A 16,544-nucleotide genomic window follows, 5' to 3' on the forward strand; every position below is an offset into this window, starting at 1 on the left:
TGAGCGCATTTGCGCATAGCGAGGAATGGTGCTGGCCATCACGGCCGCTCGAGGGCAGCGAAGTGTCGAAGCGCAGTTTTTCCTTCCCCAGTGCCGAGATTCGCGCAAAGGCGATCGGTGAGATCCATTCGAGGCCCTATACGCTGCTCGCACTTCCGCGCGTTGTCTTCCAGATTGCCTTCCTGACGGAAGCAAATTTTACCGCAGACCATGCCATTCTCACGGACCTGTCGCTGGGGCAGGGTGTTCCGGCTCCGGCTGCCGATTCCAGCCATCATACGATGACCTGGGGTGGCGGCACGTTGCGCTGGGAGCGTCATACGGAATTCTCGACCTATTTCTGGGACACCCCGGCTCCCGCGAAATTCGGCGGCGATATCCCGATCAATCCCTTTGGATCCCGCTTTGTCGCGCCGGGTCCGTTCATCTCCGGTGTCCGCATCGAGATCCGGCCTGCCACAGAAGTATCGGTTGATGTGATCGAGAATTTCGACCTGACCAGTCTCTGCCAGAGCACCGTGGCGGACGGCAAGGCGACGATAGTGACCGACTTCCGCCAGGATGGTGATGGCCTCACCAAGTTCCTGATCCTCGACCGCGGCATGACGGATGCCGCCCGTGGCATGCTCACCCAGCGTATCCTCGATATCGAGACCTATCGCACGCTGGCGATGATGGGTTTGCCGCTTGCGCAGACGCTTTCCCCCGAGATCCGCCAGATCGAGAACAGCTTCACCGCCATCACCCAGGGCATGAAGCAGCACGCGCGTGACGAAGCCGATGCGATGCTCGCCGAGATCACCCGCCTTGCTGCCGAACTGGAGGCAAATGCGGCGCTGAGCCTCTATCGATTCGGCGCCAGCCGCGCCTATTACGACATCGTCCTTGATCGTGTCGCCATGCTGGCGGAAAAGGGATTGCCCGGCAACGAGACGCTCGGCGCTTTCCTGCAGCGGCGCCTGGCGCCGGCCATGCGAACATGCCAGTCCGTTGAAGTGCGGCAGGCCAACCTCTCGAGCAAACTGGCGCGCGCTAGCGGCCTGCTGCGCAGCTGGATCGACGTCGACCTGCAGAAGTTCAACACCGAAATTCTGGCATCGATGGACAAGCGGGCGCATCTGCAGCTGCGCTTGCAGCAAACTGTGGAGGGACTGTCGGTAGCTGCCATTTCCTATTATGTCATCGGCCTGGTCGGCTATCTCGCCAAGGTCATCCACGCCATCGGTCTCGACATTTCGTCCGATACGCTGACGGGTGCCTCGGTGCCGTTCGTGATTGTCGGTGTCTGGCTTACGGTCCGGCGCATCCGGAGCCGGCATAGCGATGACCCGGTGCGTGCATCAAACAAACCCCGCTCCATCAACTGAAGACACTCATTCTGGCGTTACTGCAGGAGCTGAATTTTCGATGCCGATGACCGGATCCGCAATGGAAAAGGCGGCGTCTGCTCTCGCTGACGTCGCCTCGTTGTATCGCGCTTTTCCATTGTATGCAGCGAACTGCTTCAGTGTTGTTTTTGCATCCGGCTCTTGATCTCGTCGATACGCTTGGACGCCTCCGCCTTGGAAAGGTTCTCGGAAAAAGCATCCGGCTCGTGCGCCTGCTCCGTCAACGTTTTCAAATAGGATTTCTGCGCTCCGGTCATCGGTTCGTCACCGGTCACCCAGTCGTCCGGATCCTTCTCCGTGTTGGAGGAAGGGTCCGGATCGGTCTTTGGATTGTGCTCGTCTATCATTGCTAGCCTCCTTGTTTGTTCTCTTAACGTTCTTGTAGAGGCCAGGTTCCGTCAGCGCTTTGCATTCCAGGCCGCAGGTTTGCCATAGCGCGCCCCGGCGATCTTGTCGGGCGAGAGCATGTCGTCCAGTCTCGTCACGTCGTCCGCCGTCAGAACGAGATCGGCGGCAGCCGCGTTCTGCTCGAGATGGGTGATCTTGCGGGCGCCGGGAATGGGCACGATGAAATCGCCCTTGGCCAGAACCCAGGCGAGCGCCAGCTGCGCGGCAGTGGCTCCCTTTTCAGCCGCCATCTCCTCCACGAGCTTCACGAGCGCCAGGTTGGCAGCCATGTTCTCGGCTTCGAAGCGCGGCAGGTTCTTGCGGAAGTCGCCTTCCCCGAACTCGGAGGTGTTTTGGATCTTGCCTGTCAGGAAGCCGCGTCCAAGCGGGCTGAACGGTACGAAACCGATGTTGAGTTCGCGGCACGTATCGAGGATCTCCCCTTCCGGATCGCGGGTCCAGAGCGAATACTCGCTCTGCAGCGCTGCGACCGGCTGCACGGCATGGGCGCGGCGAATATGCTCGGCGCTCGCTTCCGAAAGGCCGAAGGCGCGCACCTTGCCGGCCTTGATGAGATCGGCCACGGCACCGGCGGTGTCCTCGATCGGCACTTCCGGGTCGGGGCGGTGCTGGTAGAACAGATCGATCACTTCGACGCCGAGGCGCTTCAACGAAGCCTCCGCCACCTCGCGCACATGCTCCGGCCGGCTGTCGAGTCCGGACATGGCCTGCGAATCTGTCTTCGCCGGATCGATCCTGAAGCCGAATTTGGTGGCGATGGTCACCTTGTCGCGGAAGCTCTTCAGGCCTTTGCCAACGAGGATTTCGTTGGCAAAGGGGCCATAGACCTCGGCCGTGTCGAAAAAGGTGACGCCGATGTCGACGGCGCGATGCAGGGTGCGGATGGCATCTTGCTCGTCCTGACCACCATAGGCGTGGCTCATGCCCATGCAGCCGAGGCCGATGGCCGAGACGGTGAGTTCGGTTCCGAGTTTGCGGGTCTTCATGAAATCTCTCCTTGGGAACGGTCAGCCCTGCAGGCGACACGATGCAACCTGCAAAATAGGGCAACCCAGCGCTTTTGAATATGGGTGCAAAAGGTAATGTGCTGTTCTATCATTTAGACCAATGAACAGGACTCAGCTTTCGCAATTGGCAGTTCTTGCTGCCGTCGCCGCGCACCGCAGCTTCCGGGCTGCGGCCAAGGAGCTGGCGATCGCGCCATCGGCTGTCAGCCATGCCATATCGAGCCTGGAGGCGAGCCTCGGCGTCCGCCTGCTGGCCCGCACCACCCGCAGCGTCGCGCCGACGGAGGAGGGGCAACGCCTGCTGGAACGTCTGCGGCCGGCGCTCGACGAGATCGGCATTGCGCTGGAGGCGGCCATCGACGCGCGCGACCGGCCCGCCGGCAACCTGCGCATCACCGCGCCCCGGTTCGCCTCGGACATCCTGCTTGGACCCCGCATCGGCGATTTCCTCAATGCCTATCCCGATATCACGCTGGAAATCGCCAACGAGGACGGCTTCATCGACATCGTCGACCAGGGCTATGACGCGGGCATCCGGATGGAGGAAAGCCTCGATGCCGACATGATCGCTGTGCGCATCTCGCCTGAGATGCGCACAGTCATCGCCGCCTCGCCCGGTTATTTCGCAAAGCATCCGATCCCCGTCCATCCCCGCGACCTCGTCGCACACCGCTGCATCAAGCGCCGCTTTTCGAACGGCTCGATCTATCGCTGGGAGTTCGACAAGGACGGCGAGTCTCTCGTGGTCTCGGTCGACGGGCCGCTCATCGTCGGCGAGGACAGGCTGGCGCTGCTGGCAGCTCTGAACGGTGCCGGTCTGGCCTATCTCTTCAATATCCGCGTCGAGGACGAGGTGGCCGGCGGGCGGCTGGTCAGAGTGCTGGAGGACTGGTGCCAGCCCTATCCCGGTCCCTTCCTTTATTACCCGAGCCGCCGGCAGCTGCGTCCGGCGTTGCGCGCCTTCATCGATTTCTTCAAGGTCGGCGGCTGAGATGCAGCATTTCGGGTGGCCGGCATGAAAATGCTGCTTACCCTGGCGGGGAGGAGAGCGGCATGAAGAAACCGGCATCGATGCGCGGATTGGAAGATCTCGGCCGGGTGCGGCTGTCCGAAAACTTCTTCCTTCGCGACTTCCTGTATTCCGAAATAGGCAGCCTTTACGGCATCCCCAATATCCCTGATGACCCCGCCCTTGCCATCGCGGCCGGCAGTCGGCTTTGCGCCGACCTGCTGGAGCCCCTGCAGGCGACCTTCGGAAGGCTACATCTTCGCTCCGGCTACCGCTCGCAGGCGCTTAACCGGTTCGGAAACGACAACAATCTGAATTGCGCTCGCAATGACGCCGCCGGCCATGTCTGGGACCTCAGGGATGCCGATGGCTATATGGGCGCGACGGCCTGCGTCGTCGTCCCCTGGGTGTGGGATCGCTATCAGGCACCGGGCGACTGGCAAAAGCTGGCATGGTGGATCCACGACCATCTGCCATACGCCTCCTTGCAATTTTTCCCGAAGCTCTGGGCCGTCAACATTTCCTGGCATGAGCGCCCGAAGCGATCGATCAGCAGCTATGCCGAGCCGCGCGGCATCCTGACCCGAGAGGGTATGGCCAACTGGGCGGACGATCATTCGCGGTCGTATGAAGGCTTTCCGCGGCTCAGAGTGTGATGCGATAGCGTATGTGGCCGTCGCTCTGGACGAAGCGGTCGTATAGCTTGCGCGCAGTGCTGTTGGTCTCGTCCGTGTGCCAATAGAGCCTCGTCCAGCCGCTGGCTTTGGAAAGTGCCACGAGGTCGTCGAGCAGTGCCTGACCTAAGCCCCTGCCACGCACTTCCGCGTCGACGAACAGGTCTTCGAGGTAGCAATCGAGACCTGAGGTCCACGTACCTTCGTGGGTCAGGCAAAGGGCGAAGCCCATCACCACGTCATCGACAACGGCCACTCGCATGAAGATCGCCGACGCCGGGTCGAAAACCCGGCGCCAAGTGAGATCGGTGATGTCGTCCGAGATGCCAACGCCATAGAAAGCGAGGTAGTCGGCCCAGAGTGCGCGCCAGCGGGCCTCGTCGTCACGTCTGGCTTCTCGGATCGTCACCGTCATTTCGTCGTCCTCGTTATGCGCCTGCCTTGTCGAGGAGGGCCATCGCCTCAGGCGACAATGTCAGCTGCGCAGACTTCACCAAAGCCTCCAGCTGCGCAAGGCTGGTCGCTGAAGCAATCGGCGCCGTCACGGCCTTTTTCTGCTGCAGCCAGGCGAGCGAAATCTCGGCGGGAGCTGCCCCTGTCTCCTTGGCGACGGTATCGAGTGCCGACAGGATTCGAAGTCCCTTGTCGTCCAGATACTTCGCCACCCTGTCCTGGCGTGCCTTGCCCTCGGTGTCGGCCTTGCTGCGGTATTTGCCGGAGAGGAAGCCCGACGCCAGGCTGAAATAGGTGATGACGCCAATGTCTTCACGCATGCAGAGGTCGGCAAGCGGGCCTTCGAAACTCCCGCGATCATAGAGATTGTATTCCGGCTGCAGCACGTCGTAGCGCTGGACGCCGGCCTTTTCTGCGGCATCCAGCGAGGCCTGCAATTGCGCCGCGTCGAGATTGGAGCAGCCGACCGCGCCGATCTTGCCCTGCTGGCGCAGCTTGGCATAGGCACCCAGAGTTTCCTCGTACGGCGTCTCCGGGTCGGCCCAATGGGATAGATAGAGATCGATGTAGTCGGTCTGCAGCCGCCTCAGCGAATCTTCCACCGCCTTCAGGATGTAGCTTTCCTTCAGGCCCTTTTTGCCGGGGCCCATTTCTGAGCCCACCTTGGTGATGATGATCGCCTTGTCGCGCGCCACATGCCCCTGTTTGAGCCACTTGCCGATGATCTCTTCAGAATCGCCACCTTTGTTGGTGGGCACCCAGCGTGAATAGACGTCGGCCGTATCGATGGTGTTGAAGCCGGCGCCGAAGAAGGCGTCGAGAATATCGAAGGACGTCTTCTCATCGGCAGTCCAGCCGAAGACATTGCCGCCGAAGACGATTGGCGAAATTGAAAGTCCTGTTTTACCGAGTGGGCGCATCTGCATGCCGCTCTCCTGAATGAAGTGGGACGCTGAAAAATTGGCGCAGCGCTAAGCCGCCCTGTCTATGTAGGGCCCGGACCTCGTTAAGGAAACCGGACGTCGGTGAATTGCCCCGCCGGCGTTGCGCGCTACCTCAACGCTGCCTATGATCAGGCAAAAGAGGATGAGGAGATATCGATGTTGCGTTTTGGAATTCTGTCGACGGCCAAGATCGGTCGCGAACTCGTGGTGCCGGCCATTCAGGATGCGGAGAACTGCGTGGTCACCGCTGTTGCCAGCCGCGAACTCGCCCGCGCGCGCGAAATGGCGGACCGCTTCTCCATTCCGCACGCCTTCGGCTCCTACGAGGAGATGCTCGCCTCCGACAAGATTGACGCCGTCTACATTCCGCTTCCGACATCGCAGCATGTCGAGTGGTCGATCAAGGCCGCCGATGCCGGCAAGCACGTGCTCTGCGAAAAGCCGATCGCCCTGAAGGCCGCCGAGATCGACAGCCTGATAGCCGCCCGCGATCGCAACAAGGTGCTGGTCAGCGAAGCTTACATGGTCGTCTACACGCCGGTCTGGAAGAAGGTGCGGGAACTGCTTGCCGAGGGCGCTATCGGCCGCCTGCGGCATGTGCAGGGCGCTTTCACCTATTTCAACCGCGATGCCGGCAACATGCGCAACATTCCAGCACTCGGCGGCGGCGGCCTCCCTGATATCGGCGTCTACCCGTCTATCACCACCCGCTTTGCCACGGGCAAGGAGCCACAGCGCATCCAGGCGGTCACCGAGCGCGATCCCGAGTTCGGCACTGACATGTACTCCAGCGTCAAGGCCGATTTCGGCGACTTCGAGATGAGCTTCTACATCTCGACGCAGATGGCCAGCCGGCAGATCATGGTCTTCCACGGCACGGACGGGTTCATCGAGGTGAAATCGCCGTTCAATGCTGACCGCTACGGCGCTGAAGAGGTCGAGCTTGCCAATCGCAGCCACGGTCAGTCGCAGATCTTCCGCTTTCCCGACAGCCGCCAGTACAAGCTGGAGGCAGAGGCCTTTGCCGACGCTGCTACCGGTGGGGCTTCAGAGGTGGTGACGCTGGAAAGCTCGAAGAAGAACCAGGCGATGATCGACGCGATCTACCGCGCCAGCGAAAGAGACGGGTGGGAAACAGTCTGATCCATCGGTAGCTCAGCGGCGGAAGACGAAGCGGGAATAGCCGAAAAAGCTGAACGCCGTCGCCGCCGCCGAGGCCATTACCAGGGCAAATGTCGGACGCAGTATCGGGATCGTGATCAGCAGCCCGGAATAGATGCCGTAATTGATCAGCGCCGAAACAACTCCTACCGAGCCGTACCTAAACCCCTCGACGGCCAGCGACTGGCTGGATTTTTCGAAGGTAAAGCTGTGGTTGAAGAACCAGGTCGCCAGCATCGCCGACGGAATGCTGATGGCACGGGCGCCAAAAGGCCCAATCGGGGTGAAATGCAGGAGCAGCATCAGCAGGCCACCATCGACGACGAAGCCGATACTGCCGGCGATGGCAAACCAAAACAGTTTTTTCATGCTGCACCGCTGCAGCTGAAATCGGGTGCCGGGCGAGGGTTGGTGATATCGGTGGTCAACGGCTGGAGCATCGGCTTGGTCGCTCATTCATAACGTCGTTGGTGCGGTGGCCGATACAAAGCGTCTCGGCAACCAGTGTCTCCCCTGACCATCCCACCAATTTGTCAATATTTCCTGACGGATGATGGCCGGCAACTTTACGCTTTCTTGAGGCTGGAACGGTAGTTTCGTCTCTGCAGCAAGTAAGGGTACGGGATCACGACATGACTGGTGTGACGGATATGCGGCCGATCGAAGGCATCGACGGAAAAACAGCAACCGCGTCGCTCTGGTCGAGCGCCTGGTTCGTGACGCTGGCCTACAGTCTGGTGGTTATTCTCGTCCTGCTGTTCCTCAACCGCAATGCCGTCGATTATATCGGTGCCGACAACGACGATGCCATGCGCCTCGTCGAAGTCCGCGACCTGCTTGGCGGCCAGGGCTGGTTCGACATGATGCAATACCGGCTAGGCCTCGACGGTGGGACGCTGATGCACTGGTCCCGCTTCATAGACTTGCCGATTGCGAGCCTGATCGTTTTATTCCGTCTGTTTGTATCCCCGGAGCGGGCAGAGGTGCTCGCCGTCACTGTCTGGCCGTTGTTCCTTGTGTTGCCGTTCATGGGCAGCATGGCGCTTCTCGGGCGTCGGCTGGGCGGACTGCCAGGCCTGCACGTCACGCTCGTCCAGACCGCATTTTTGATCATCACCTCCGTTCGCTACCTGCCGGGGTCGATCGATCACGACAACGTCCAACTTGGCCTTGTCGCACTGATCGTCGCCATGCTGGTCGACGAGCGGTTTCGAGCCTCGAGCTTCGCCATTGCTGCCCTGGCCTCAGCCCTCGCCATCGGCATAGGCGCCGAAACGACGCCTTTCGTTGCCGTCGCCTGCATCGTGGTCGCAACGCTCTGGGCCTGGGAGGGAAAGGTTTTCGCACCGGCCGCCGCAGCCTTTGCGCTGACCCTGACCGTCGCCATCAGCGCTGCGTTCTTTGCAACGGTGCCACCGCATTTCTATTCCATGGTCACCTGCGACAATCTTTCGCTCGGCTTTTACGGCATTACTGCTGTCGGCGGGGTGGGTCTGCTGCTCTCAGCGCTCTTTGCCAGCCACCTGCCACGCCGGGCACGGTTTGCAGTTTTGGTTGCGAACGGTGTTGCCGTCGCGGTCGCCGCAGTGCTGCTTGCCCCGCAGTGCCTGGGCAACCCGCTGGGTGGCCTCGATCCGATGCTGGTTGAACTCTGGCTCAACAGCGTCAGCGAGGCACAGTCCATCGTGTCGCTCAGCGTCACGGAACCGACAGCGCTTGGCGCGTTCTATGCCGTTGGACTGCTCGCAATCGCGGTCTGCGTCCTGCGAATTGTCCGCCATGAGAGGCCGCAACTGCACGCTGTTTTGCTGGCGCTGCTCGCGGTCAACTGGATCATTGCGCTGGTGCAGGTGCGCGGCGCAGTCTTTGCCAATCTGCTCGCCATTCCGCCGCTGACGCTTTTCGTCCTCGACCTCAGGCGCGTCTCCAATGCCGATTCCGAGGACATTCGCGCAGCATTCTTTTACGTAGTCGGAGTGTTGATCTCCGTACCTGCGGTCTGGGCGGTCGGCGGTGGCCTTGCCGATAGCAATGTCGGCAACATCTTCTCGAAGACGCCGGCCATTGCCGATGTCGAAGCCGACCAGAGCAAGTGCTCCTCGAAGGACGCCCTCGCTCCGCTCGCAGCGCTCGATCCGGGCGTGGTCGTCGCGGCCTCCAACCTGGGCTCACCGATCCTGCGCTTTACGCGGCATCGTACCCTGTCGGGTCCCTACCATCGGGACGCCGATGGGATGCTGGCGGAAATGAAGATCGGCCTTGCCACGCCGAAGGATGCGCAGGCCCTGTTGCAGCAGGCCGGTGTGACGCTGCTTGCCTATTGCGCAATTGATCCGCAAGTCGAAAAGCTGTCGCAGCGGAGCCCGGACGGCCTCTATGCGCAACTCGCAAAGGGTAACGTGCCCGCCTATCTGGAGCCAATCTCGGTAAAACAGGGTCCGGACATAAAGTTCTTTCGCGTCAGGCAGCCCTGAAGTCCGGTTTTCCGATGGCGTCTTCCCGGCCTAGGCGACGCGGGGCTTCTGCAGCAGAAGAAGCAGGGCAACCTGCCCTGCAAAGGCTGAATTGAAGCCTGCAATCGCCAGCAACAGTGAAACAACGGAAGCTCCCGCCGGAGACAGCAATGCCGCGGCAGCGAAGGCGAAGCCGATGAGGGCGGCCGAAAGCACTATGCTTGCAACGGACCGCGTCAGGGACACGGCAACGCCGATTGCCAAGGCAACCACGAAGACCATCTGGGAAACTCCTGTAGAAGATAGTCCCGGATATACCCGGATCTCACTAAGAAACGCTGAAACAGCTCGTTCAAAGTGTTTGCAACGGCTGAAAACTGCGTCGTTCTATAACAGGACAAACTCAATCTTCTGATCTTGTTAATGGCTTGCCGGATGGCTGAAAACTGCGGGTGAAGGCGGTCGGATGGCTGATCTTGGCGCACAGTTGCGCTAAAAGAATGCATGAGCAGCTTATTCGAAAATGATTCGCCATCGAACCTCGCGGAATATTCGGTCTCCGAATTGTCCGGCTCGATCAAGCGCACGGTCGAAAATGCCTTCGACCAGGTGCGGGTTCGCGGCGAGATCTCCGGCTATCGCGGTCCACATTCTTCCGGACACGCCTATTTTTCGCTGAAGGACGACCGTTCACGCATAGACGCGGTCATCTGGAAGGGAAGCTTCTCCAAACTCAAGTTCCGCCCGGAAGAGGGTATGGAAGTCATTGCCACCGGCAAGGTCACCACCTTCCCAGGATCCTCGAAATACCAGATCGTCATCGAGACCCTGGAGCCGGCCGGCGCCGGCGCCCTGATGGCGCTGATCGAGGAACGCAAGCGCAAGCTCGGCGCCGAAGGCCTCTTCGACGCCGATCGCAAGAAGCCGGTACCTTTCATGCCGAAGGTGATCGGCGTTGTCACCTCGCCGACCGGCGCTGTCATCCGCGATATTCTGCACCGCATCGCCGATCGCTTTCCGGTGCGTGTGCTCGTCTGGCCTGTAAAGGTCCAGGGCGAGGGATCCGGGTCTGAAGTCGCCAACGCCATCCGTGGGTTCAATGCGTTTGAGCGCGGCGGCGACATGCCGCGTCCGGATGTGTTGATCGTTGCGCGGGGCGGAGGCAGCCTCGAGGATCTCTGGAGTTTCAACGACGAGATGGTCGTGCGCGCCGCAGCTGAAAGCATCATCCCGCTAATCTCCGCTGTCGGCCACGAGACCGACTGGACGTTGATCGACTATGCGGCCGATGTGCGGGCGCCGACCCCGACAGGCGCTGCCGAGATGGCTGTTCCGGTGAAAGCCGACCTCGAGGCGCAGGCAGCAGGCCTTTCCGCCCGCCTGCAGACCGGCATCCGTCGCCATATGGATCATCACGGCCAGGCGGTGCGGGCGCTGGTGCGCGCGTTGCCGTCGCTCGATCAGCTGCTGGCATTGCCGCGCCGCCGCTTCGACGAGACGGCCGCAGGCCTTGGACGCGGTCTCGAACTGAATACCCTCAACAAACGCCGTAGTTTCGAGCGCGCCGCCGCGCACCTGCGCCCCGAGGTTTTGTCGACCCGGATTGCCGAGAAGCGCCAGAAGCTCAACGAGCGGATGGTGCGCGCCGAGCGTCGCGTCGAGCGCCTTCTCCTCGACGGCCACAAGCGTATTTCCAACGCCGACGTTGCGATGCGCGGCGTGCCGGCGCGGTTGACCGCCCAGAGCCGCAGCTTTCGCGACCGTCTGTCCAATCTCGGCCGGTACTCCGATACAGCGATCTTGCACAGGCTCAGCATGGCCAAGGGTGCCATCGCCGCTCAGGACCGCATGCTGCAGTCGCTGTCCTACAAGAATGTCCTGAAGCGCGGCTATGCTGTCGTGCGCGATGAGGAGGATCGCCCGCTCTCGTCGGCAGCGCTTATCTCGGCCGGCCAGGCGATCTCACTGGAGTTTGCAGACGGCCGTGTGGCTGCCACCGCAGGGGAGGGGATGGATACGATGCCGCCGCACGCCGCGCCTGTTCCTCCGACGAAGAAGCGCGCCGCAAAACCGGCGGCGATACCTGCCGATGGTGAGAAACAGGGTACCTTGTTCTGAGATTTGCGTCGCTACTCCACAGCGGCCCTTTCGAAATGCGCGAGATAGCGAGCAAGAAGTCCGTCCAGCGCTGCAAACTCCTCCGCGCTAAGGCATGCGGTGATCCTCTGCTGGTTCGCCACATGCGCCGTCACGGCATCCTCGATTACCGACAGTCCCTTGTCCGTCAGGCCTATCAGCACGCTTCGGCCGTCCTGCGGGTTGGAAAGGCGAGCGACAAGCCCCTGTTTCTCCAGCTGGTCGATGCGGTTGGTCATGGTTCCTGAGGTCACCATGGTGGCGGCGATCAGGTCTCCCGGAGAAAGACGATAGGGCGCACCGGTTCTCCTGAGCGTTGCCATCACGTCGAAGCTCGCAGGTGTCAGCCCATGTTCGGCAAGGGTCGTCTCGACCTCGCGCATGAGATGGGTGTGAAGGCGACCGAGCCTGCCGAGCAGGCCCATGGGCGCGGTGTCCAGATCCGGCCGCTCTCGGCTCCACTGCTCCAGAATTCTATCGACATGATCCATGCAGCCACTATGGCAAAATTTATCTTGACGTCAAGATTTAGGGATCTATCTTGAAGTCAAGATAAATGGAGATATGCAGTGTCCCGCCTCCGCGATATTGGCCTGACGGCGCTTGCTCCCGCCATCTGGGGCTCGACCTACATCGTCACGACTCAACTGCTGCCGGCAGGCGTGCCGCTGACGGTGGCGACGCTGCGTGCCTTGCCGGCAGGGCTTCTGCTGCTGGTAATGGTGAGGGAATTGCCGCAGGGCGCATGGTGGTGGAAAAACCTCGTGCTCGGTCTGCTCAATTTCTCGCTGTTCTGGGCTTTTCTCTTCGTCTCCGCCTACCGCTTGCCCGGCGGCGTGGCCGCGACCGTGGGAGCGGTGCAGCCATTGATCGTCATTGCCCTCTCGCGCGTCGTCATGGGCACCTCGGTGCGCCCTTTTGCTGTCGTGGCCGGCATGGCGGGACTTTGCGGCGTCGCACTGCTGGTGCTACGCCCGGGTGCGTCGCTCGATCCTATCGGCATTGCTGCGGGACTTGCCGGCGCTCTCTCAATGGCTTTCGGCACGGTCCTCAGTCGCCACTGGAAGCCGCCTGTATCACCGCTGACCTTCACGGCCTGGCAACTCACGGCTGGCGGTCTGATGCTGGCACCTGCAGCACTTCTGCTGGAGCCGGGTTTGCCGCCGCTGACGATCGCAAATCTTGCCGGGTTTCTCTATCTCGGGCTGGTCGGCGCGGCCTTCACTTATATCCTGTGGTTTCGCGGCCTCCGCCTGATCGGCGCGCCGGCGGCATCAGCGCTAGGCTTCCTGAGCCCTCTCGTTGCAGTCCTTCTCGGCTGGAGCCTGCTGGGACAAGCACTCGATGCGGTGCAACTGGCCGGCGTTGCCGTCGTGCTGGCCAGCGTCTGGGCAAGCCAGCGCGCGTCTCTTGCCCAAAGGCCGAATTGACGCGCGCAACGCTCTTAAATCAGGCCCATTCGCCCTTGCGCATCACTGGTACGCGCGTGCCGTCCGGCTTCACCCCGTCGATATCGACCTTGTCCGAGCCGATCATCCAGTCGATGTGGATCAGGCTGGAATTTCCGCCCTGCGCCTTGATCTGTTCCTGCGTCAGCGACGCGCCGTCGAGGAAGCATTTCGAGTAGCACTGGCCAAGCGCGATATGGCAGGACGCGTTCTCGTCGAACAGCGTGTTGTAGAATAGGATGCCGCTGGCAGAAATCGGCGACGAATGCGGCACAAGCGCCACTTCACCCAGCCGTCGCGCGCCGTCGTCGGTGTCGAGCACTTTATTGAGCACTTCCTCGCCGCGACTGGCCTTGGCCTCGATGATCCGGCCCGCTTCGAATTTCACCTGGATATTGTCGATCAGCGTGCCGCCATGCGACAGCGGCTTGGTGCTCGAGACGTAGCCGTCCACTCGCAGGGCATGCGGCGTGGTGAAAACCTCTTCCGTCGGGATGTTCGGGTTGCACGTTACGCCGTTCTTCGCCGTCGAGGCGCCGCCATGCCATTCATGGCCGTCGGCAAGGCCGATGGTGACATCGGTGCCCGGGCCAACGAAATGCAGGCTTGCAAAGCGCTGGTCGTTCAGCCAGCTGGAGCGGACGCGCAAATTGGCGTTGTGCTCCGCCCACGCGGCAATCGGATCCTCGACATCGACGCGCGAGGCGGCAAAGATCGCCCGCGCGAGCTTGGCAACCGCGATCGGCTCGGGATCATTCGGGAACACCAGTCGTGCCCAGGATGGGTTCGGGTAGGACACGATGTTCCAGTTGATGTCAAAATTGGAGATCTTCTCCAGCGCCGGCTTGTACGCCGTCGAATTGGCGCGGTTCGCACGGGCCACCTTGGCCGGGTCTTGGCCGGAAAGCAGCATCGGGTTGTCGCCGGAGACGGCGAGCCGGGCTGCACCGTTGGCGAAGGCATTGGCCATGCCGTCGTAGAGCCAGCCGGCGGCGCGGTCGAAGCTTTCGTCGCTGCCGTTTTCATAGCGGGCAAGTGTTGCTTCCTCGTCGGCATAGAAGGATGTCACCAGACCGGCGCCTTCGATATAGGCGTGCCGCGTGATGCGGCGGACCAGCGGCATAGCGGCGACCGGCGCGGTGATGACCAGATCCTGGCCCTTCTGCAGCTGCAACCCGACCTTGATGGCCACTTCGGCAAGCTTGTCGAGCTTGACGGGATCGATGGTGTGAGTGCTCTGGGAAACGGATGTCATGGGAACCTGCCTGCTGGGTAATGCGAAGGAAGAAGACTTAAACCCCATTGCGGCGAAAATGAAGCTTGCTAGCAGCCAAATCGCCAGCGGTATCGGCGGAACGAAATCAGGCGACTAGCGGCACCGCGACTGCTTTCAAAACCGCGAGAGCGTCTTTCGGATCGAGCCGAACTTGCAGTCCGCGTTGTCCGCCGTTCATGAAAACATAGGCCTCGTCCATGGCACTGACTTCGATGGCCGTCGGCACGACCTTCTTCTGGCCGAAAGGGCTTATCCCGCCGACATGGTAGCCAGTCAGCCGCTCCGCATCGACAGGCTTCATCATATGGGCCGACTTGCCGCCAAAAGCGGCGGCCAGCTTCTTCATGCTGACTTCGTGATCCGAGGGCACGACAACGCAAACCGGCTTGCCATCGACTTCCGCCATCAGCGTCTTCAGAACCCGATGCGGCTCCTCACCCAAGGCCTCTGCCGCCTGCAGTCCGATACGCTCGGCGTTCGGATCGTAGTCGTAAACATGGGTGGTAAAAACGATCTTTGCCTGGCTAAGGATCTGCGTCGCGCGGGTGGTTTTCGACATGCATCAAACTTTGAAAAGGGCTTCGTATTCGGCAGGCTTGAATCCCACCAGCAATTTGCCCTCAGCTTCCAGCACCGGCCGCTTGATCATCGAGGGCTTGGCCAGCATCAGCGCAGTGGCTCTTTCGGCGTCGAGATTAGTCCTGTCGGCCTCGTCGAGCTTGCGAAAGGTGGTACCGGCGCGGTTGAGCACCGTCTCCCAGCCCGCTTGCCCGATCCACCCTTGCAGGTGCTCGCGGTCGATGCCTTCCGCCTTATAGTCGTGAAAACGGTACGGGATGCTGTGGGCGTCCAGCCAACTGCGCGCCTTCTTCATCGTGTCGCAGTTCTTGATGCCGTAGATCGTGACGCTCACGCTCAGTCCTCCAGTGTGCCGGGCTTGCGAACGACGCTGCTCGGAGCGTCGCAGCCGATCTTCATCAGGTCCGCGCCGCGCCGCACCAGGCGGTCGGAGGCGCGGGTGACGATCAGCCCGGCCTGCGGCGCGACGATATCCAGCGTGCTGTCGGGCATGCCGGGTGCAGTGATGATCGTCGCGATAATGTCTCCCTTTTCGACGCGTTCGCCGATATTGCGGTGGAAAAGCACGGTGCCAGCGACAGGGGTTCGGATCATCTCGATATTGTCGAGCGGAACGGCCGGCCCTGTAAACGCGGAAAGACGGAGATCGTCGTCGCGGACTATGCCGCGGGCGGCAAGGAAATTCCACAGGCCATCGGCGTCTTTTCTCGCCATCCCGGGATAGACGTCTCGGGTACCGCGCAGCTCCACGGTCACCGACAGTTTGCCTGGCAGCCGCTGCTTCTTTTCGCCTGGAACCTCGTACTTCCAGGCATAGCTGACAGCCTCCTCGAAGGCGGAGCTCTCCCCGTCGGACAAAAGCACCGCCTCCATCTCGAGCGCTGCGGCAAGGTCTGAAGCCTCCGGCCAGAAGGCGCTGTCGATGTAGGCGTATTGCAGCGATTCATCGTCGCAATGAAGATCGATGACCAGGTGCGCGCCGAGCGCCATGTGGATAAGCTGGCGCTTCAGACGCACCACAGCCGGCAGGCGATCGAGGTTTTCCAGCAACTTGTGCCGGTCCCCAAGTGCGATAAGCGGGAAGTCACGGTTGAAATTGGTGCGCGAGCCGAGCTCGAAGCGCCCTTCCATGCCGCCGAAGAGCGATTGTGCCGCACCGATGGGATTGGCATGCGGGACGACGACGATGTCGCTCTGGATACCGCCACTGGCCTCCGCCGCCCGCAGTTTCTCGCAGAGAAAATGCAACAGCGCGGTTCCTGGCAATTCGCCAGCATGCAGCGCCGCCTGGATGTAGACCTTTGGCGCCGAAGCATCGGAGCCTGCAAAAAGCAGCACAGGCAGCTTCCAGGCGATGCCCGGCGTATCGCCGTCGATGACGATCTCGGTAACGTCCATAGATGCGGCTCCCTCATTGATGACGAGAGGTTCCATAGCAATCAGGCTCCCCCGCCGACAAGCGCTTTCGCTATGAATCGGGCAGGTGGGGTGAGGTAGCGCTGCCGAACTGGAATAAATATGAGCGCGTAACTCTTGTTTTTATCCCGGCGGAATGGTTATACCGCGCAGACAATCTCACATTGCCGCAGGGCCAAGAGCAGGATGTTT

At 61.4% G+C, this 16,544-nt stretch carries 18 protein-coding genes; 7 read left to right on the top strand and 11 right to left on the bottom strand.

From position 1 onward, the window contains the following. Positions 1-62: 62 nt before the first annotated feature. On the top strand, positions 63-1,367 hold the full coding sequence (locus J5289_RS03250; protein WP_209182831.1) for a DUF3422 family protein: 1,305 nt from the start codon (positions 63-65) through the stop codon (positions 1,365-1,367). Between the two features lie 137 nt (positions 1,368-1,504). On the opposite strand, the gene J5289_RS03255 is transcribed toward J5289_RS03250, so the two are convergent. Further along, a complete protein-coding gene (locus J5289_RS03255; protein WP_209187299.1) occupies positions 1,505-1,735 on the bottom strand; it encodes a DUF3072 domain-containing protein in 231 nt (76 codons plus the stop codon). A 51-nt stretch (positions 1,736-1,786) separates the two neighbouring features. Next, positions 1,787-2,782 carry an aldo/keto reductase gene (locus tag J5289_RS03260; RefSeq protein ID WP_209182498.1) on the bottom strand — a complete coding sequence of 332 codons (996 nt, stop codon included), beginning with the start codon at positions 2,780-2,782 and terminating at the stop codon, positions 1,787-1,789. A gap of 121 nt (positions 2,783-2,903) precedes the next feature. On the opposite strand from J5289_RS03260, the gene J5289_RS03265 reads away from it, so the two are divergent. Further along, a complete protein-coding gene (locus J5289_RS03265; protein WP_209182499.1) occupies positions 2,904-3,794 on the top strand; it encodes a LysR family transcriptional regulator in 891 nt (296 codons plus the stop codon). A gap of 62 nt (positions 3,795-3,856) precedes the next feature. Beyond that, the gene (locus J5289_RS03270) at positions 3,857-4,468 is read left to right on the top strand and encodes a hypothetical protein (protein ID WP_209182500.1); all 612 of its coding nucleotides are present in this window, start codon (positions 3,857-3,859) and stop codon (positions 4,466-4,468) included. On the opposite strand, the gene J5289_RS03275 is transcribed toward J5289_RS03270, so the two are convergent. Both J5289_RS03275 and J5289_RS03280 read right to left on the bottom strand, forming a co-directional pair. After that, a complete protein-coding gene (locus tag J5289_RS03275) occupies positions 4,458-4,901 on the bottom strand; it encodes a GNAT family N-acetyltransferase (RefSeq protein ID WP_209182501.1) in 444 nt (147 codons plus the stop codon). The two genes, J5289_RS03270 and J5289_RS03275, sit on opposite strands and share 11 nt — an antisense overlap. A 13-nt stretch (positions 4,902-4,914) precedes the next feature. Continuing rightward, on the bottom strand, positions 4,915-5,865 hold the full coding sequence (locus J5289_RS03280; RefSeq protein WP_209182502.1) for an aldo/keto reductase: 951 nt from the start codon (positions 5,863-5,865) through the stop codon (positions 4,915-4,917). A gap of 174 nt (positions 5,866-6,039) precedes the next feature. Here J5289_RS03280 and J5289_RS03285 point away from each other — a divergent pair, with 174 nt between their 5' ends. Further along, positions 6,040-7,026 (top strand): Gfo/Idh/MocA family protein, encoded by a 987-nt coding sequence (locus J5289_RS03285; RefSeq protein WP_209182503.1) that lies wholly within the window; start codon positions 6,040-6,042, stop codon positions 7,024-7,026. A 12-nt stretch (positions 7,027-7,038) separates the two neighbouring features. Here J5289_RS03285 and J5289_RS03290 read toward each other — a convergent pair whose 3' ends face one another. Next, positions 7,039-7,413: a GtrA family protein gene (locus tag J5289_RS03290; RefSeq protein ID WP_142823649.1), complete on the bottom strand. Its 375-nt coding sequence runs from the start codon at positions 7,411-7,413 to the stop codon at positions 7,039-7,041. 263 nt (positions 7,414-7,676) lie between these two features. On the opposite strand from J5289_RS03290, the gene J5289_RS03295 reads away from it, so the two are divergent. After that, entirely contained in the window at positions 7,677-9,518 is a 1,842-nt protein-coding gene (locus J5289_RS03295; RefSeq protein ID WP_209187300.1) for a hypothetical protein, read from the top strand. A gap of 30 nt (positions 9,519-9,548) precedes the next feature. Here the strand turns inward: J5289_RS03295 and J5289_RS03300 are convergent, their stop codons facing one another. Further along, positions 9,549-9,779 carry a hypothetical protein gene (locus J5289_RS03300; protein WP_209187301.1) on the bottom strand — a complete coding sequence of 77 codons (231 nt, stop codon included), beginning with the start codon at positions 9,777-9,779 and terminating at the stop codon, positions 9,549-9,551. A gap of 222 nt (positions 9,780-10,001) precedes the next feature. On the opposite strand from J5289_RS03300, the gene xseA reads away from it, so the two are divergent. Beyond that, positions 10,002-11,615, top strand: a complete 1,614-nt coding sequence (gene xseA / locus J5289_RS03305; RefSeq protein ID WP_209206829.1) for an exodeoxyribonuclease VII large subunit — start codon at positions 10,002-10,004, stop codon at positions 11,613-11,615. 11 nt (positions 11,616-11,626) lie between these two features. Here xseA and J5289_RS03310 read toward each other — a convergent pair whose 3' ends face one another. Further along, complete coding sequence (locus J5289_RS03310) at positions 11,627-12,124, bottom strand: MarR family winged helix-turn-helix transcriptional regulator (RefSeq protein ID WP_209182507.1); 498 nt, start codon at positions 12,122-12,124, stop codon at positions 11,627-11,629. Between the two features lie 78 nt (positions 12,125-12,202). Between J5289_RS03310 and J5289_RS03315 the strand changes: the two genes are divergently transcribed. Next, positions 12,203-13,063, top strand: a complete 861-nt coding sequence (locus J5289_RS03315) for an EamA family transporter (protein ID WP_209182508.1) — start codon at positions 12,203-12,205, stop codon at positions 13,061-13,063. Positions 13,064-13,082: 19 nt separating this feature from the next. Here the strand turns inward: J5289_RS03315 and J5289_RS03320 are convergent, their stop codons facing one another. From J5289_RS03320 to J5289_RS03335, 4 genes are all read right to left on the bottom strand, one after another. Continuing rightward, on the bottom strand, positions 13,083-14,336 hold the full coding sequence (locus J5289_RS03320) for an aminopeptidase (protein ID WP_209182509.1): 1,254 nt from the start codon (positions 14,334-14,336) through the stop codon (positions 13,083-13,085). A gap of 106 nt (positions 14,337-14,442) precedes the next feature. Then, a complete protein-coding gene (gene ybaK, locus J5289_RS03325; RefSeq protein ID WP_209182510.1) occupies positions 14,443-14,916 on the bottom strand; it encodes a Cys-tRNA(Pro) deacylase in 474 nt (157 codons plus the stop codon). A gap of 3 nt (positions 14,917-14,919) precedes the next feature. Then, positions 14,920-15,270 carry an ArsC family reductase gene (locus J5289_RS03330; RefSeq protein ID WP_209182511.1) on the bottom strand — a complete coding sequence of 117 codons (351 nt, stop codon included), beginning with the start codon at positions 15,268-15,270 and terminating at the stop codon, positions 14,920-14,922. Between the two features lie 2 nt (positions 15,271-15,272). Then, positions 15,273-16,334 (bottom strand): succinylglutamate desuccinylase/aspartoacylase family protein, encoded by a 1,062-nt coding sequence (locus J5289_RS03335; RefSeq protein ID WP_209182832.1) that lies wholly within the window; start codon positions 16,332-16,334, stop codon positions 15,273-15,275. Positions 16,335-16,544: the final 210 nt, after the last annotated feature.

Origin of the sequence: Rhizobium sp. B230/85, assembly GCF_019355735.1 — a bacterium.
Taxonomy (GTDB): domain Bacteria; phylum Pseudomonadota; class Alphaproteobacteria; order Rhizobiales; family Rhizobiaceae; genus Rhizobium; species Rhizobium rhododendri.

Excerpts from the sequence above, each read along its gene's own strand:
- J5289_RS03255 (WP_209187299.1), bottom strand. The coding sequence starts at position 1,735 with ATGATAGACGAGCACAATCCAAAGACCGATCCGGACCCTTCCTCCAAC.
- J5289_RS03260 (WP_209182498.1), bottom strand. The coding sequence starts at position 2,782 with ATGAAGACCCGCAAACTCGGAACCGAACTCACCGTCTCGGCCATCGGC.
- J5289_RS03265 (WP_209182499.1), top strand. The coding sequence starts at position 2,904 with ATGAACAGGACTCAGCTTTCGCAATTGGCAGTTCTTGCTGCCGTCGCC.
- J5289_RS03270 (WP_209182500.1), top strand. The coding sequence starts at position 3,857 with ATGAAGAAACCGGCATCGATGCGCGGATTGGAAGATCTCGGCCGGGTG.
- J5289_RS03275 (WP_209182501.1), bottom strand. The coding sequence starts at position 4,901 with ATGACGGTGACGATCCGAGAAGCCAGACGTGACGACGAGGCCCGCTGG.
- J5289_RS03280 (WP_209182502.1), bottom strand. The coding sequence starts at position 5,865 with ATGCAGATGCGCCCACTCGGTAAAACAGGACTTTCAATTTCGCCAATC.
- J5289_RS03285 (WP_209182503.1), top strand. The coding sequence starts at position 6,040 with ATGTTGCGTTTTGGAATTCTGTCGACGGCCAAGATCGGTCGCGAACTC.
- J5289_RS03290 (WP_142823649.1), bottom strand. The coding sequence starts at position 7,413 with ATGAAAAAACTGTTTTGGTTTGCCATCGCCGGCAGTATCGGCTTCGTC.
- J5289_RS03295 (WP_209187300.1), top strand. The coding sequence starts at position 7,677 with ATGACTGGTGTGACGGATATGCGGCCGATCGAAGGCATCGACGGAAAA.
- J5289_RS03300 (WP_209187301.1), bottom strand. The coding sequence starts at position 9,779 with ATGGTCTTCGTGGTTGCCTTGGCAATCGGCGTTGCCGTGTCCCTGACG.
- xseA (WP_209206829.1), top strand. The coding sequence starts at position 10,002 with ATGAGCAGCTTATTCGAAAATGATTCGCCATCGAACCTCGCGGAATAT.
- J5289_RS03310 (WP_209182507.1), bottom strand. The coding sequence starts at position 12,124 with ATGGATCATGTCGATAGAATTCTGGAGCAGTGGAGCCGAGAGCGGCCG.
- J5289_RS03320 (WP_209182509.1), bottom strand. The coding sequence starts at position 14,336 with ATGACATCCGTTTCCCAGAGCACTCACACCATCGATCCCGTCAAGCTC.
- ybaK (WP_209182510.1), bottom strand. The coding sequence starts at position 14,916 with ATGTCGAAAACCACCCGCGCGACGCAGATCCTTAGCCAGGCAAAGATC.
- J5289_RS03335 (WP_209182832.1), bottom strand. The coding sequence starts at position 16,334 with ATGGACGTTACCGAGATCGTCATCGACGGCGATACGCCGGGCATCGCC.